16 protein-coding genes are annotated in these 15,257 nt (G+C 59.3%); 8 read left to right on the top strand and 8 right to left on the bottom strand.

Annotated features, from left to right (window positions below; translation table 11 throughout):
• Positions 1–6: 6 nt before the first annotated feature.
• The gene (locus PSJ8397_RS06830; RefSeq protein ID WP_085863842.1) at positions 7–1,224 is read right to left on the bottom strand and encodes an NAD(P)/FAD-dependent oxidoreductase; all 1,218 of its coding nucleotides are present in this window, start codon (positions 1,222–1,224) and stop codon (positions 7–9) included.
• Between the two features lie 147 nt (positions 1,225–1,371).
• Between PSJ8397_RS06830 and PSJ8397_RS06825 the strand changes: the two genes are divergently transcribed.
• The gene (locus tag PSJ8397_RS06825; RefSeq protein ID WP_200811290.1) at positions 1,372–2,388 is read left to right on the top strand and encodes an extracellular solute-binding protein; all 1,017 of its coding nucleotides are present in this window, start codon (positions 1,372–1,374) and stop codon (positions 2,386–2,388) included.
• A 71-nt stretch (positions 2,389–2,459) separates the two neighbouring features.
• Here PSJ8397_RS06825 and PSJ8397_RS06820 read toward each other — a convergent pair whose 3' ends face one another.
• Positions 2,460–4,130, bottom strand: a complete 1,671-nt coding sequence (locus PSJ8397_RS06820; RefSeq protein WP_085863841.1) for an ABC transporter permease — start codon at positions 4,128–4,130, stop codon at positions 2,460–2,462.
• A gap of 123 nt (positions 4,131–4,253) precedes the next feature.
• Here PSJ8397_RS06820 and PSJ8397_RS06815 point away from each other — a divergent pair, with 123 nt between their 5' ends.
• Together PSJ8397_RS06815 and PSJ8397_RS06810 are read left to right on the top strand one after the other, a co-directional pair.
• Entirely contained in the window at positions 4,254–5,429 is a 1,176-nt protein-coding gene (locus PSJ8397_RS06815) for an MFS transporter (RefSeq protein WP_085863840.1), read from the top strand.
• A gap of 110 nt (positions 5,430–5,539) precedes the next feature.
• Positions 5,540–6,562: an aspartate-semialdehyde dehydrogenase gene (locus PSJ8397_RS06810; protein WP_085863839.1), complete on the top strand. Its 1,023-nt coding sequence runs from the start codon at positions 5,540–5,542 to the stop codon at positions 6,560–6,562.
• 120 nt (positions 6,563–6,682) lie between these two features.
• Here PSJ8397_RS06810 and PSJ8397_RS06805 read toward each other — a convergent pair whose 3' ends face one another.
• From PSJ8397_RS06805 to PSJ8397_RS06795, 3 genes are all read right to left on the bottom strand, one after another.
• Positions 6,683–6,994: a P-II family nitrogen regulator gene (locus tag PSJ8397_RS06805; protein ID WP_085863838.1), complete on the bottom strand. Its 312-nt coding sequence runs from the start codon at positions 6,992–6,994 to the stop codon at positions 6,683–6,685.
• A gap of 1 nt (position 6,995) precedes the next feature.
• Positions 6,996–7,973, bottom strand: a complete 978-nt coding sequence (locus tag PSJ8397_RS06800) for a sodium-dependent bicarbonate transport family permease (protein ID WP_085863837.1) — start codon at positions 7,971–7,973, stop codon at positions 6,996–6,998.
• A gap of 88 nt (positions 7,974–8,061) precedes the next feature.
• Entirely contained in the window at positions 8,062–8,709 is a 648-nt protein-coding gene (locus PSJ8397_RS06795) for a carbonic anhydrase (RefSeq protein WP_085863836.1), read from the bottom strand.
• Positions 8,710–8,846: 137 nt separating this feature from the next.
• Here PSJ8397_RS06795 and PSJ8397_RS06790 point away from each other — a divergent pair, with 137 nt between their 5' ends.
• The 3 genes from PSJ8397_RS06790 to PSJ8397_RS06780 are packed head-to-tail and all read left to right on the top strand — an operon-like array spanning position 8,847 to position 11,512.
• Positions 8,847–9,248: a hypothetical protein gene (locus tag PSJ8397_RS06790; RefSeq protein WP_085863835.1), complete on the top strand. Its 402-nt coding sequence runs from the start codon at positions 8,847–8,849 to the stop codon at positions 9,246–9,248.
• A 60-nt stretch (positions 9,249–9,308) separates the two neighbouring features.
• Positions 9,309–10,688 carry a leucyl aminopeptidase family protein gene (locus PSJ8397_RS06785; RefSeq protein WP_085863834.1) on the top strand — a complete coding sequence of 460 codons (1,380 nt, stop codon included), beginning with the start codon at positions 9,309–9,311 and terminating at the stop codon, positions 10,686–10,688.
• The gene (locus PSJ8397_RS06780) at positions 10,685–11,512 is read left to right on the top strand and encodes a C40 family peptidase (RefSeq protein WP_085863833.1); all 828 of its coding nucleotides are present in this window, start codon (positions 10,685–10,687) and stop codon (positions 11,510–11,512) included. The genes PSJ8397_RS06785 and PSJ8397_RS06780 overlap by 4 nt, the downstream gene beginning before the upstream one ends.
• Here the strand turns inward: PSJ8397_RS06780 and PSJ8397_RS06775 are convergent.
• Positions 11,509–11,844: a DUF2794 domain-containing protein gene (locus tag PSJ8397_RS06775; protein WP_085863832.1), complete on the bottom strand. Its 336-nt coding sequence runs from the start codon at positions 11,842–11,844 to the stop codon at positions 11,509–11,511. The genes PSJ8397_RS06780 and PSJ8397_RS06775 overlap by 4 nt on opposite strands.
• Positions 11,845–12,022: 178 nt before the next feature.
• Positions 12,023–12,313, bottom strand: coding sequence for an I78 family peptidase inhibitor (locus tag PSJ8397_RS06770; RefSeq protein ID WP_085863831.1), 291 nt, complete (start codon positions 12,311–12,313; stop codon positions 12,023–12,025).
• 135 nt (positions 12,314–12,448) lie between these two features.
• On the opposite strand from PSJ8397_RS06770, the gene PSJ8397_RS06765 reads away from it, so the two are divergent.
• On the top strand, positions 12,449–13,561 hold the full coding sequence (locus PSJ8397_RS06765; RefSeq protein ID WP_085863830.1) for an S-(hydroxymethyl)glutathione dehydrogenase/class III alcohol dehydrogenase: 1,113 nt from the start codon (positions 12,449–12,451) through the stop codon (positions 13,559–13,561).
• Between the two features lie 8 nt (positions 13,562–13,569).
• Complete coding sequence (locus PSJ8397_RS06760) at positions 13,570–14,592, top strand: serine hydrolase domain-containing protein (protein ID WP_143515390.1); 1,023 nt, start codon at positions 13,570–13,572, stop codon at positions 14,590–14,592.
• Here PSJ8397_RS06760 and PSJ8397_RS06755 read toward each other — a convergent pair.
• Positions 14,589–15,206 carry a TetR/AcrR family transcriptional regulator gene (locus PSJ8397_RS06755; protein WP_085863828.1) on the bottom strand — a complete coding sequence of 206 codons (618 nt, stop codon included), beginning with the start codon at positions 15,204–15,206 and terminating at the stop codon, positions 14,589–14,591. The genes PSJ8397_RS06760 and PSJ8397_RS06755 overlap by 4 nt on opposite strands.
• Between the last annotated feature and the right edge of the window lie 51 nt (positions 15,207–15,257).

Raw genomic sequence — 15,257 nt, 5'->3', positions numbered from 1 at the left:
GGGGCGTTAAATCACCGCGTTTTCGCGAAACGGCGCCCCTTTGCTGATCCGGTCAAACCCGAATGGGCTGAGGTCAAGCGTGCGGTAGCCACCGTGCACCAACATCTCAGCCGTGCCGCGCCCGAGTGCAGGCGTTTGCTGTAGCCCGTGGCCCGAGAACCCATTGAGGAAATGAAAATTCGTCACCTCAGGATGCGGCCCCAAAATCGCGTTGTGATCGAAGGTGTTATAATCGTAATGGCCCGCCCATTCGGTCACGACCTTAATGGCCTCGAACTGGGGAATGCGGGTGGCGATGGTGGGCCAGATTTTGTCTTCCCAAAGGGCGTGATCCATTGTGAAGTCATCGAAGTCGACGGCTGGGTCCACATCTGAGTGCCCGCCCGCCAAATAAGTCTGCGGTCCGTCCTGTCGGAAATGCACACCGCTGGGATCAATTGTCAGCGGCAAGTCCTGTTCGAGAGGTTGTTCGGCAGAGAAGATCCAGCTGAAGCGTTTGCGCGGTTCAACCGGCAGGGCGATCCCCGCCATGGCCGCTGTTTTTGCGCCTCGGGTTCCACTGGCGTTGACAACCTGACCGCAGCCAATGGCCTCACCGGTCGTCAGCACGACAGCCTCGACCTTGCCGCCAGCCAGACGCAGGGCGGCAACCTCGCCTGCCAGATATTCGACGCCCCGTTCGCGGGCGGACCGGCGGAACCAATCAAACACGGTGCCGCCGTCCCAATAGCCTTCGTCAACCGTATTGATCGACCCAAGCACAATGTCATCGACGTTGTAAAACGGATAGGCGGCCGCGATCTCATCCGCGGTCATCAGTTGCGTGGCAGCCCCCGCCGCAGACTGGACTGCATGGGAGGCGCGCAGCTGTTGGGCGAAGGCGTCGTCATCGGCCAGATACATGTAGCCATAGTTTTGGATCGACAGCTCCGGCACCCGCGTGTCACCGCCCATGTGTTCGCGAAAGCCCTTGATGAACTGGGCGCCAAATCGGCTGATCTCTACGTTCAGCGGGTTGCTGAACTGTTGCCTGATGCACGAATTGGTATGTGCTGTGGCACACTTTTCATAAGTCGGGTCTTTCTCGATGACCAAGACCGACCCGTCAAAGTCGGGATCATTGGTCAGAAACCACGCGACGCCCGACCCGTACATAGCCCCTCCGATGATGACGACATCGTAGGATGTTTTCGCCGGTGTGGTGGAAAATCCCAGTGCTGCCATATGCGATGCCTCCCTCTCCTGCACAGGGCCGCAAACGCAGCCATCCGTCAAGACAAACTGAATTCTGATAAAATTAGTCAGAAAAGCTTGACCTGCATGATGTCCCAGAGTATCTGACAAAAAAAGTCAGATAACATGGAGTGTCCAATGACAATGAAGAACCTGACCCTTTCGGCCCTTTTGATGGCAACCGCCGCACCTGCGTTCGCAGAGGGTGAGTTGAACCTTTATTCCTCACGTCACTACGACACGGATGAACGTCTGTACTCTGACTTTGAGGACATGACCGGCATCACCATCAACCGCATCGAAGGCAATGCGGACGAATTGATCGCCCGTATGGAAGCCGAAGGCGCGAACTCCCCCGCTGATATTCTGCTGACCGTTGACACCTCACGTCTTGAGCGTGCGAAAAATGCAGGCGTCCTGCAGTCCGTCGAAAGCGACGTTCTTGAGGCCCGCATCCCAAGCTACCTGCAGGACGCCGACAATCAGTGGTTCGGGTTCTCCCAGCGTGCGCGGATCATCTTCTACGATAAGAACGACGTCGAAAACCCACCCATGACCTATGTTGACCTGGCCGACCCTGCCTATGAAGGCATGGTGTGCCACCGGTCTTCGTCCAACGTCTATTCCCAGACCTTGCTGTCTGCGGTTATCGAAAACCACGGTGAAGAAGCAGCCCGTGATTGGGCGCAGGGCGTCGTGAACAACTTTGCCCGTGATCCACAGGGCGGTGACACGGATCAGCTGCGCGGTCTGGTGTCGGGTGAGTGCGATATTTCGATCTCCAACACTTATTACTTCGCACGTTCCGTCCGCAAAGACGTGGACGGCCTGCCAGAAGACGCCCGCGCTGACATCGGTTGGGTTTTCCCCGCGCAAGACGCTGAAGGCGCGCATATGAACCTGTCCGGCGGTGGCGTTGCAGCAAACGCACCAAACCGCGACAACGCTGTGTTGTTCCTTGAATACCTCGCCTCTGATCAGGCGCAGCAGTATTTCTCCGCCGGTAACGATGAATACCCAGCGGTGCCTGGCGTTGGCATCTCGCCCTCCGTGGCCACTTTGGGTATCTTCAAGCCTGATGATGTGGATCTGAGCGATGTGGCCGCCAATGTGCCGCTCGCCCAGCAGATCTTCAACGACGTGGGTTGGGAATAACCCCGCCGGTCTCAGGACCGATCAAGACACGAAAGGGCGCCCTCATCGGCGCCCTTTTTTGTGGGGCATGTTTATGCGTCGTGACGGGCAACTTTGCGGCACAGCAAGATAACGGGCAGCAGTCCAATCGCGCCGATCAGCAGGCTTGGCACCGCAGCGCCCGACAGCCGTTCGTCAGATGCCAACCGGAAGGCCTGCACCGCCAACGTATCATAGTTGAACGGGCGCATGATCAGCGTTGCGGGCAGCTCTTTCATGACATCGACGAAGACGATCAAGGCGGCGGTCAGCAAGCTGGGGGTCAAGAGGGGCACGTGGACCCGCCGGATCGTGCCGGCGGAGCTTTCGCCCAAAACGCGGCTGGCGGCGTCGATGTTGCGGCTGACGCTTGCGATGCCGCCCTCATAGGCGCCTAAGGCAGCGGCCAAAAAGCGGATCATATAGGCCCCGATCAGCAGCCAGATCGACCCTGTGAACAACAATCCTGTGGACACGTCAAAGGTCGCGCGCATCCACGCATCAAGCGCGTTATCAAAGGCCGCGAAGGGCACCAACAGGCCCACGGCGATCACGCCGCCGGGCACAGCATAGCCGACCCGCGCCACATACATCGCCCCCGTCGCAGCCCGCGTGCTGCGCAACCGTGCGAAACTACCGAGGATCACCGCCATGGCGACCGTGACCAATGCCGCAATCCCCGCAAGCGTCAGGGAGTTTGTGATGAATTTGACGTATCTGCGGCTCAGCAGGTTTTGCTCTGATCCGACGGCCATGACCGATAAGGCAATGACAGGAATGATGACGCCGAACAGCACCGGCAACCCGCACAGAACAATGGCACCCACCTGCGCGCGGCCCCGCAGTCGAACGCGGCCAATCACCTCTTGCCGCTTGCCATTTGCAAACCGCGCGCGCCCTCGGTTGGCGCGTTCCAGCATGGCCAGCAACAGTGCGAACGCCAAAAGGCCCAGCGACAGCTGTGCGGCGGCCCCTCGGTCGGCCATGGAAAACCAACTGCTGTAAATACCCGTGGCGAACGTCTGCACGCCGAAATAGGACACCGTTCCAAAATCTGCGATGGTTTCCATCATGGTCAGCAATACGCCCGCCGCGATGGCAGGACGGGCCAATGGCAAGGAGACCGTCAAAAACGCCACCAGTGCGGATTTGCCCAAAGACCGCGCGGCCAGAAATGTCGTGCCGGATTGCCCCAGAAACGCCGCGCGCGCCAAAAGGTAAACATAAGGATACAATACAAGCGACAGCATCGCAGCCGCCCCACCTAGGCTGCGAATTTCGGGGAACCAATAGTCCCGTGGGCCCCACCCTGTCAGATCGCGCAAGGTGGTTTGCACAATGCCCGGATGGTCCAACAGATGGGTGTAGGCATAGGCCAGAACATAGGCCGGAAACGCCAACGGTATGACCAACGCAATCTCAAGCCAGCGACGGCCCACGAAATCGCACATCGTGACCAACCATGCCGCCCCCGTGCCGATCAGAAAAGTCGCTATGCCGACGATCACCACAAGGGCAAGCGTATTTCCGGTGTAGCGGGCCAAAACGGTATCAGCCAAATGGCGCAAGGTGTCTGTATCGCTGGTAAAGGATGCCAGCAAAACGGCCAGATGGGGCAACATGCAGAACAAGGCGACCGTAAAGGCCACGGCAGCAATCGCTTTGTCGGCGAAGAACCAAGTGGGCCGGTCGGGGCTGTCGTTGATGTGCGTGCTGTCGGTCATATCGCCCGATACCTGATTGATCTGCTGCCGTCTATCTATGGCCTATTGTTTTGGTCAGGAATGCGACCCCTTGCCCTCGTGTCCCTGTCCATGCGACCCATCGGGCCAAAGGAATGCCACATCATGCGTATCGGTCTTGTTTGCCTCGTGCTGGCCTATGTACTCAGCCAGTTTTACCGCGCCTTTCTGGCCGTCCTCACGCCCGCGCTTGAGGCCGATCTGGGCGCGACCCCCGCAGATTTGGCCTATGCGTCCGGGCTGTGGTTCATTGTGTTTGCCGCCATGCAAATCCCCGTGGGTGAGGCCTTGGACAGGATCGGCCCGAAACGGACCGCCGTATCTTTGTTTGCACTGGGTGGGGCCGGGGGCGCTGCGGTTTTCGCGATGGCCACAACGCCAACCCATATTGCGTGGGCCATGGCGTTGATCGGCGTGGGCTGCGCGCCTGTGCTGATGGCCAGCTACTACATCTTTGCCAAGATGTACCCAGCGGCGATGTTCTCGACCCTTGCGGGGGCTGTCATCGGGTTCGGGTCTGTGGGCAACCTTGCCAGTGCGGCCCCCATGGCCTGGGCGGTTGAGACACTGGGATGGAGAGAGACCATGTGGACGCTGGCGGCTCTCACTCTTCTTATCGCAACCTCCCTTTGGGTATTTGTCAAAGATCCCCCCAACACTTCGACCACTGGCCAAAGCGGCACTGTTCTTGACGTCCTGCGCATTCCGGCCCTGTGGCTGATCTTTCCGATGATGTTTGTGAATTACGCGCCTGCTGCGGGCATTCGCGGTCTCTGGGCGGGCCCCTACAGCGCAGATGTGTTTGGCGCTGATACGGCGATGATCGGGTCAGTGACACTGGTCATGGGGCTTGCGATGATCGTGGGAAGTTTCCTCTATGGTCCGGCGGACCGTTTGTTCGGATCCAGCAAATGGGTCGTCTTCGGGGGCAATGCCTTGGGCGCCTTGGCGTGTTTTGCCTTGTTCGCCCTCCCTGCGGGTGGGTCGATCTGGGGTGCGGTCGCGTTGCTGGCGGTGGTGGGGATTGGGGGCACAGCGTTTCCTGTCCTCATCGCCCATGGCCGCGCGTTTTTCCCGGATCATCTGACAGGGCGCGGCGTGACCATGTTGAACCTCTTTGGCATTGGCGGCGTGGGCGTCATGCAATTTGTCACCGGTCGCTTGATGGACCGTTGGACGCAGACCGGCGCCGACGCCTACAACCAGCTGTTTTTGTTCTACGGATGTCTCATTTGCTGCGGCTTGGTCATCTATGCCTTTGCGCCCGATCGCCGGTCTTAGCCGCCACGGCTGATCCTTTCGCCGACTGCCTCTTTCGTTTGTGTCCCCAAACGTCTAAGAGGGCCACGCCCCACCAAAGGGGCATGAGTCTTTACAAAGGAACCAAGCAGATGGGCTATAAAGTCGTCGTATGTGGCGCCACGGGCAACGTGGGCCGCGAAATGCTCAACATTCTGGCGGAACGCCAGTTTCCAGCCGATGAAGTGGTGGCACTCGCCTCCCGCAAATCCATGGGCACGGAAGTGACATTCGGCGAGACGACGCTCAAGACGAAAGACTTGGATACCTTCGATTTCGCGGGCTACGACATCGCGTTCTTTGCGGTTGGGTCGGATGCCACCAAGAAATACGCACCCGTGGCCGCCAAGGCGGGCTGCGTGGTGATCGATAACTCGTCGCTGTATCGCTATGACCCTGACGTTCCGCTTGTGGTGCCAGAGGTGAACCCAGAGGCGGTTGAGGGCTATGCGAAGAAAAACATCATCGCCAATCCCAACTGCTCAACCGCGCAAATGGTGGTCGCGCTGAAACCGCTGCATGACCGCGCCCGCATCAAACGCGTCGTCGTCAGCACATACCAATCTGTGTCCGGCACCGGCAAAGACGCCGTGGATGAGCTGTGGAATCAAACCAAGGGCGTCTATGTTCCCGGTCAGGAAGTGGAGCCGAGCGTCTACCCCAAGCAGATCGCTTTCAACGTGATCCCGCATATCGATGTTTTCATGGAAGACGGGTCCACCAAGGAAGAATGGAAAATGGTCGCGGAGACCAAGAAGATCGTCGACCCAAAGATCAAGGTCACAGCGACCTGCGTGCGCGTGCCCGTGTTTGTGGGCCATTCCGAAGCGATCAACATCGAGTTTGAAGATTTCCTCGACGAAGACGAAGCCCGCGACATCCTGCGTGAGGCCCCGGGGATCATGGTGATCGACAAGCGTGAAAGCGGCGGCTACGTGACGCCTGTGGAATGCGTCGGCGATTTCGCAACGTTCATCAGCCGCATCCGTCAGGACAGCACGATTGAAAATGGCCTGAACCTGTGGTGCGTGTCGGACAACCTGCGCAAGGGCGCCGCCCTGAACGCGGTGCAAATCGCCGAAACATTGGGCGCACGGGTCCTGAAAAAGGGCTGATCCTTTCGCCCAGAAAGGTTCGATGACATCAGACGGCTCCTCCGGCATCGGCGGGGCCGTTCTTGCAAGAATATGCGTTATGTGATGCGACGCAATGTGCCGCAAACAGGGTAACGGGCCCTAAAACCGCTCTGCGCGCAGGACTTCAACGTCGGTAATCGTCACCACGCCAATGTGTTTGTCCACGACCTCAAACGCGGCCTCAAGCAGCCCGTCCAGCCGTTCCTCACGGATGATGCACACGACCTGAACCATGCCGCTGGCCCGGCTGATCTGCCCTTCACGCGACCACGCCCCGGACCGACCAGATCCCCCCAGGACGGGCAGAATGGAATAGCCGGTCACGCCCGCCCCTTCGAGGGTATCGGTCAGACGTTTCTGCATGATCGCTTCAATCGTGATGACGACGCGTTTGGCGTGGTGAGTTTGCATATCAGCCCCCTGTTACGGCTTGGCTTACCGCTACATAAAGCGGAATGCCTATTGTCAGATTGAACGGAAAAGTCACGCCGAGGGACAACGTCAGATAAACTGACGGATTTGCCTCTGGCAGGGCCACACGCATGGCGGCTGGCACGGCGATGTAGCTGGCGGAGGCCGACAACACCATCAACAGCGCCACCCCCCCCGGCGACAGGCCCACGATCAAAGCCGCCCCCAGCCCGATGAAGCTGCCGATGATAGGCATCGCGATGCCGAAGGCGACTGCGCCCATGTTCAGCACCCCGCGCGATTCACGCAGACCGCGCCCGGCGACCAGCCCCATGTCCAGCAAGAACAGGCAAAGCACGCCGGTGAACGGCGCGACGATAAAGCTTGAAATCGCCTCAAGACCGTCGTCGCCCGTAATAGCGCCGATAAAGAACGACCCGACCAGCAGCACGATGGATCCGTTCAGCAATATCTCCCGCATCAATTCGCTGTCCATCCGTCGGCCCGATCCGCCTGTTGAAACCAGCCAGAGGGCAGACAGGATTGCGGGTGCCTCCATCACGGCGGCGACGGCCACCATGTAGCCTTCGGATGAAATGGCGCGGCCTTCCAACACAGAACTGGCGGCCACAAACGTTACGATCGAAATCGACCCGTAGTGACCTGCCACCGCAGCTGCATCCACACGGCTCAGGTTTGTCAGAACCTGCAACAGCAAGAACGCGATAAATGGCAAGATGGCCGACAGCACAAAACCCGCCACAAGTGTCGCAACCAACGTACCGTCCAGCCCGTTGGCCGCCACGGCAGCCCCACCTTTGAACCCGATCGCGAACAGCAGGTAGATCGACAGGGCTTTGGCTGCGGCCTCCGGCACGCTCAGATCAGATCGACCCAATGCCGCAGCAAGGCCCAGAACGAATGACAAAATAACGGGCGACAACAGATTGGTCGCCGCGAGGTCAAGAATATCGGCCATTGTGCCCTCGTTTTGCGGTTGCACCGTTCTTTAACGATGCAGGACGCTACGGCAACCCCATAACGGGGCGGCGGTGGATCGTCGCAGGTCAGACGGGCCGGAACGTGTCCGTTTCGGCGTCATAGAATTCCAGACCGCCCTGCCCGATGTCTGTCCAAAGTCCATGCAGCGACAGCCGACCTTCTTCAACGGCGGCTTGAACATGGGGGAATGTCATCAGGTTCGTCAGAGACACGACGACAGAGTGTTTTTCCAAAGCGGCAATGCGATCTTCGTCGCTGCCATCACTCAGGTCGTCATAACTGGGGCGTAAGATATCCATCCAGCGACCTACATAGCTGGATGGATCCTCAAGGTCGGGGGCGTGACCGGCACACATGTCGTAACATCCTTTGACCCCGCCGCAGGCCGAATGGCCCAGCACGATAAGGTGTGACACCTTAAGAACCTTCACGGCGTATTCAACGGCCGCAGACGTGCCATGATGGCGGCCATCGCCTTCGTGTGGGGGGACAAGGTTGGCAATATTGCGGTGGATGAACAGCTCCCCCTGATCAGCCTCAAACAGGGCCAGGGGACTGACGCGACTGTCACAACATGAGATGACCATGCAGCGCGGGTGCTGGCCTTCTTCGGCCAATTGCAGGTGCCAGCCTTTGTTCTGTTCGTATGTCGTGGCCTTCCAGCCATGATAGCGCCGGGCCAAATAGGCGGGCAATTGGTGCGCAATTTTCATCAGTTAGTATTCCCTGTCGTCTTGTCACGCTTTTATGAAAAGTTTTCACAAATTTCGAGACATTATTGAGGGTACTAGAAACCACTTGGAAACGTTGTAGGCGTATCGCGGTGTTTGGGTGAATAGGAGTGAGTGGTATGAACCATAATAGCCGGGGGCAATCCGCCGTTGTGGCGCAATTGGTCCCGAAGGAAACGTTCGGTCAAGACGTTCGTGCATTGTCCCCATTCGGCATGGACGGAGAAAATTTTGACCACAGCGATCTGATCTGTTCTGGGCTCGAAGAGCTGTCCCGTCATCTGCGTTGGTTGGATGAGGATTATCAAGCAGGGGCATTTGACCGGTTGGAAACCCGTGCACGCAGTATTGTTTTGTTGGCCGATCAACTTGGCCTGCGCCGCATGGGGCAGGTGGCCGCAGATGTTGTCTACTGCATCGACGATCCTGATGAGGTCGCGTTGACAGCCACCTTGTCCCGCCTGATGCGACTGATGTCGCAGGCCTTGGATCACGCAGCAGGTCCGATCAGCACGTATTGAGGCGTGGTCCTCCCTCACGGCTTGGGATAGGATTTTCCCAAACCCAAGCCGTGAGGTCCTATGTCTCTTCTTGCCAATGCCCCGAAATTTGCAGCGTCAACTGACGACGCCATCCCATTGATAACTGTGTTCGCGGGCGAGGACACGACCGCTGAGAGTGATGCGGCGTGGTTGGCTGCCAACGGATTTACGGGCGGCTTTGGCAGCTTGTGCGTTGTGCCGAATTCATCCGGCGGGGTCGCGCGCGTCTACGCCGGACTGGGCGCAAAGGGGCAAACGCGGCGTCGGTTTGTGCTGGCGGCGGTCGCGGGCAAACTGCCCAAGGGCACATACCGGATCGAAACCGAACTGAACGGGACCGATTTGGACGAAGCAGCTTTGGGGTTGCTTTTGTCCGCATATCGATTTGACCGCTATGCCAAACAAGCCACCCCTCAGGCGCACTTCGTTGCCCCAGATGGCGTGGATACTGCGAAGGTTGAGGCCATGGCCGCAGGTGAATGCCTCACCCGGGATCTCATCAATACGCCTGCGTCGGATATGGGGCCTGCGGAATTGACCCAAGCGGCTCTGGATCTGATCGAAATGCACGGCGGCGCGGCAGAGGTGACCCAAGGCGAGGACCTTCTGACGCAGACTTTCCCCCTCATCCACACCGTAGGCCGCGCGTCGTCGCGCGCCCCACGTCTGATTGATCTGCGCTGGGGGAACAGCGGACCAAAGCTGACGTTGGTGGGCAAAGGTGTCGTGTTCGACACGGGCGGTCTGAACCTGAAGCCTGGCGCGTCGATGGGCTTGATGAAGAAAGACATGGGCGGGGCGGCCACCGTCCTGGGGCTGGCCCATATGATCATGGCGCTGGGCCTCAAGCTGCAATTGCGCGTGCTGATCCCAGCGGTTGAAAACGCGGTAGATGGCTCCGCCTTCCGGCCTGGTGATGTTCTGACCAGCCGCAAGGGTTTGACGGTTGAGATCAACAACACCGACGCCGAAGGACGTCTTGTGCTGGCCGATGCTTTGGCCCTCGCTGAAGAAGACGCGCCGGATCAAATCATTTCCATGGCCACGTTGACGGGGGCCGCACGTGTGGCTGTGGGCCCAGATCTTGCCCCGTTCTACACCACCGACGAAACCATGGCCGCGGTCTTGCCAAAAGCCGCGTCAGACACGGCGGACCCTGTGTGGCAGATGCCGTTCCACGACCCCTACGAGGCGATGATCGAACCCGGAATCGCCGATCTCGACAACGCGCCGTCGGGGGGATTTGCGGGCTCGATCACGGCGGCACTTTTCCTGCGCCGCTTTGTGACAGACACACCCTATACCCATTTCGACATCTACGGCTGGAACCCCGCGGCTGCACCAGCACGCCCTAAGGGCGGCGCAGGGCAGGGCGCGCGGGCTCTTTTGGCCGCATTGCCACAGGTCCTTGATCTGTGACTGACCGCCGATTAACCCCAGCCAACGGGCGCGTCGCCGCTGTGCACCTCAAGGGTCAGGTAGAGGCGAAGGCCTTTGTTGTGAGCGAACCGGCCAGCATCGGCCAAACGGTCGTTGATCTCTGCGCCAGCCCCGCTGGTAAACGCGACCGCCAGCTGCTGATGGGGGCCGCTGTCGCCGTCTATGAACGCCGTGAGGGGTGGGCCTTTGTGCAGTCCAAACGGGACGGCTACGTGGGCTATGTGGCCGAGGCCGCGTTGACCGCCCCAGCGCAGCCCAGTCACCGTGTCTCAACCCTCGCGACCCACGCCTATGCGGGCGAAAGTTTCAAATCCGCCGATCTCGTGCATCTGCCCTTCGGGGCTGAGGTCACGGTGGTGGATGAACGCCACAAGATGTTCGAAACCCCCCTTGGCTACATCCCGAAAAAACATCTACGCCCGCTGGATCAGCCCTTTGCGGACCCTGCCACCGTCGCCCAGCTGTTTTTCGGCACGCCCTATCTGTGGGGCGGCAATTCAAGCCGTGGCATCGATTGCTCAGGGCTCATTCAAACGGCCTATCACGCCTGCGGCCATGTTTGCCCCGCCGACAGCGATTTGCAGAGGGAAGGGTTCGGACGGCCCCTTGCCGCTGATGCGGAGCTTCAGCGGGGGGATCTGGTTTTTTGGAAAGGTCACGTTGCCATGATGGTCGACGCCCAGACCATGATCCACGCCAATGCCCATCACATGGCGTGCGTCTACGAAGGTCTGGCAGAAGCAACGATCCGCATCAAGGCGCAAGGCGATGGGGATATTCTGGCCCGCAAACGCGTGCTTTAATCCACGGCGCGGATCAGTTTGCGCTCCAACACGCGCAGCACCTGTCGCAGATCATTTCCGCGTTTAAGGATCTGCCCCTCCATCCCCAGCACGACGTATTGCCCCTGTTTGAGCCTTAGCGCAGGGCGCTTTTCGATGCGGTACATGGGATGTTCAGCGGTCCGTCGAAACACCGAAAAGACGGCCACGTCTTTCAAATGGGAAATCCCGTAGTCCCGCCATTCGCCCGCCGCGACAAACCGGCCGTACAGGGACAGGATCATATTCAGCTCAGTGCGGTGAAACGCCACTTGGGCGTGCTGTTTTCCGGGAAAGGGTGTCGGCGCATTCATACCAAACAGTTGCGCTCTTTGGTCGTCATTTCAACCCAAGCGGCCATATCTGTCCAAAAAGGTCACAATGCGATCTTAGACCTGACATGTTTGGGGTGCATCCAGAGGTCATCGTAAGTCCCTCGGGTGCGTTGTATTAGCCCCCACCCAGTCGCGCGCCCGAGGTGGCTTCGATAAATTACCCACACATGATCGATATGACACGGTTGTCAGGACCGATGTTGAAATTGATCCGGTTTGGTCGGAAATCCTGCGTGACCGCCATGTTGGGCCGGATCACGCGCACCTCATCCATAATCAATATGCGTTCCAGCGCCGTGGCGTCCTGCCCGATGACAGCCGTATGCCGGTTGGCGTTGCAGGTGTCCGCGCTCAGCGGGGGGGCTGGCGGCGTTGGGGGTGTTTTGGTCAAAGGGGCGTCACAGGCCGCAAGGCCGACAATCGGGGCGAGCAGGATGAGATGTTTCATACCGGTCAGTATTCCCAACCGATGACGGCTGCGCAACACAGATCACGGAGGATGCCGCAGACCGGCAATGTAAACTGGGGATTGCATGGCCCTGCAGTTTCGCACACTTTGAATCTGAATAAGGGAGGAACCAACATGCGTACACGCGCCGCAGTCGCCATCGCCGCGGGCAAGCCGCTTGAGGTGATGGAAGTCAACCTTGACGGCCCTCGCGCCGGCGAAGTTCTGGTTGAAATCAAAGCCACGGGTATTTGCCACACGGATGAATTTACCCGGTCGGGCGCCGACCCTGAGGGGTTGTTTCCCGCCATTTTGGGCCACGAGGGCGCGGGCGTCGTTGTCGATGTGGGCCCCGGTGTCACCAGCCTGAAAAAGGGCGATCATGTGATCCCGCTTTATACCCCCGAATGTCGGGAGTGTGAGTACTGCCTGAACCCCAAAACCAACCTGTGTCAGTCGATCCGGTCGACACAAGGGCATGGACTGATGCCTGATGGCACATCGCGGTTCAGCACCCTCGACGGCGACCCGATCCTGCATTACATGGGCTGTTCGACCTTCGCCAATCACACGGTCTTGCCCGAAATCGCCCTTGCCAAAGTGCGGCCCGACGCGCCGTTCGACAAAATCTGCTACATCGGCTGTGGCGTCACCACGGGCATCGGCGCGGTGATCAACACGGCCAAAGTGGAAATCGGCAGCCGCGCGATTGTCTTCGGGCTGGGTGGCATCGGCCTCAACGTGATCCAGGGCCTGCGGTTGGCCGGTGCAGATCAGATCGTGGGCGTTGATCTGAACCCCTCGAAGGTTGAGATGGCCGAACGGTTCGGCATGACCGATTTTGTGAACCCCAAGGACGTGGATGGCGATATCGTCGCCCATCTGGTGAACCTCACCAAAGGTGGCGCGGATTATACCTTTGACGCCACCGGCAACGTGGATGTCATGCGCACGGCACTGGAATCGGCGCATAAGGGCTGGGGCGAAAGCATCATCATCGGTGTCGCACCTGCAGGGGCCGAGATTGCCACCCGTCCCTTCCAACTGGTCACAGGGCGCAGCTGGCGTGGCACAGCCTTCGGCGGTGCGCGGGGCCGCACGGATGTGCCACAAATCGTGGATTGGTACATGGAAGGGAAGATCGAAATCGACCCGATGATCACCCACACCATGGGTCTTGACGACATCAACAAAGGCTTCGATTTGATGCACAAAGGCGAAAGCATCCGGTCCGTTGTAATGTATTGATCGCGGCAATGGATCAACTGGTCCGGTCTGTCCGTCAGGCCGGGCCTTTTGCGTTTTGCGGCATCGCTGTGCGTCGGGGCGGTCAGGATGCGTTTTATCTGGATGGAATGGACGGGCTTGCCGCAGGGCCGGACACGTTCTGGCGGGCGGCCTCAATTTCCAAAATCCTGACGGGACGCGCCGCGTGGCGGGTGTGCCGTGACGCAGGCGTTGATGTTGCCACCCCCGCGTATGAGGTTTTGGGCCCCGCCCTTAGGGGCCCCAAAGGACAGGCCCCGACCATCGCCGATCTCGCCTGCCATGCCTCAGGCATCACGGATGCGGGCGGCTATATCATCCCGCCGGATCAACCGTTGTCGGATTGGTTGGATCAAACGGGCGATGCCATCTGGTCGGGTGCGGCTGTGGGTCAGCAGATGGAATACGCGAACCTCAACTACGTCCTGCTTGCCCGCGTGGTTGAGGTTGTCAGCGACATGCGGTTCGATCAGGCGGTTGCAAAATCTGTCACGACGTCTTTGAATCTTCAGGCCTATTTCAACTGGGCGGGTGCACCGGTGCGGCCCGATCACATCGCCACTTACAGGCTGGGGGATGCGGGGTTTGAGGCGCAGATTGATAAGGGCGCAGTGACCGCGCCAGATGTCCCTGTCGGACACCCCCATGCCTTTGCACCGCAGGGCGGCGCGCGCATCACACTCACATCGGCGTTAGAAATCGCATCGACCCTTGCCACCCATCCGCAAGATCACGGATGGCGCGACGGGCAGGGTGCGGTGCTTGGCCCCGATGGCCTGTTTCAATCCTATGCATGGGGGCTGCAAATCTACGATGATCCAGCCTTCTACCCCCATCCGTTGCGAGGGCATTTCGCAAAGGCCTATGGAATGTGCGGCGGTGTCTGGTCCGACCCAACCCGCGATGTTCAATTCGCCTATGTCTTGAACGGGCTGCCCATGAACGATGAAAACGACGCCCTACGTCCGGAAGAGCTGGCGATCTTCAAAACGATCGGTGATCTGTCGAATTAGGTGCCGTAGCGCGCCATGAACGTGGCAACGGCGCCTTCAACGATCCGCCGTTTTTGGGGTTGGTCGAACGACTTATCCATGCTGAACACCAGACGTGGGAACAGGTCAGCTTTGCACAACTCTCCGAACTGGTCGGCGGCCAGCGGTAGGTCATCCACGACAAGCTCGCCCCTCTCGATCCCGCATTGCATGAATTCGATCAGTTTGGCGCGCACCAATGCTGGCCCGCTTTCGTAGAATTCGCGGCCCAATTCGGGAAAGCGGTCACTTTCGGCGACGCACAGGCGGAAGACCCTTTGCCCGAAATCGGACGTGAAAAATTCCACCATCCGCCACGCGGCATCGGTAAGGGCGTCCGTGATGGGTGCGGATTGGTCGATGGTTTCCATCGCCATATCGGCTTGCCGGATACACTCGGCCTTGGCGACTTCCATGAACAACAGACGTTTGTCCGGAAAATAGGAATACAAAGTCGCCTTCGATACGCCCGCTTCACGGGCGATGTCGTCCACGCTCGCCCCTTCGAACCCGTCAGACATGAATATCTTGCGGGCGCCATCCAGCACCTGATCGAACTTACGTCCGCGCTTAACCTGTGGTGTTCCGTCTGCCATGTGGCCTCCTTGCCCGAACCTTAACATAAACCGTTTCGTTCAGAACGGGCA

Origin of the sequence: Pseudooctadecabacter jejudonensis (assembly GCF_900172275.1) — a bacterium.
Taxonomy (GTDB): Bacteria; Pseudomonadota; Alphaproteobacteria; order Rhodobacterales; family Rhodobacteraceae; genus Octadecabacter; species Octadecabacter jejudonensis.
The sequence above is the reverse complement of the archived record's forward strand: the minus strand, read 5'-3'. Positions and strand labels throughout refer to the sequence as shown.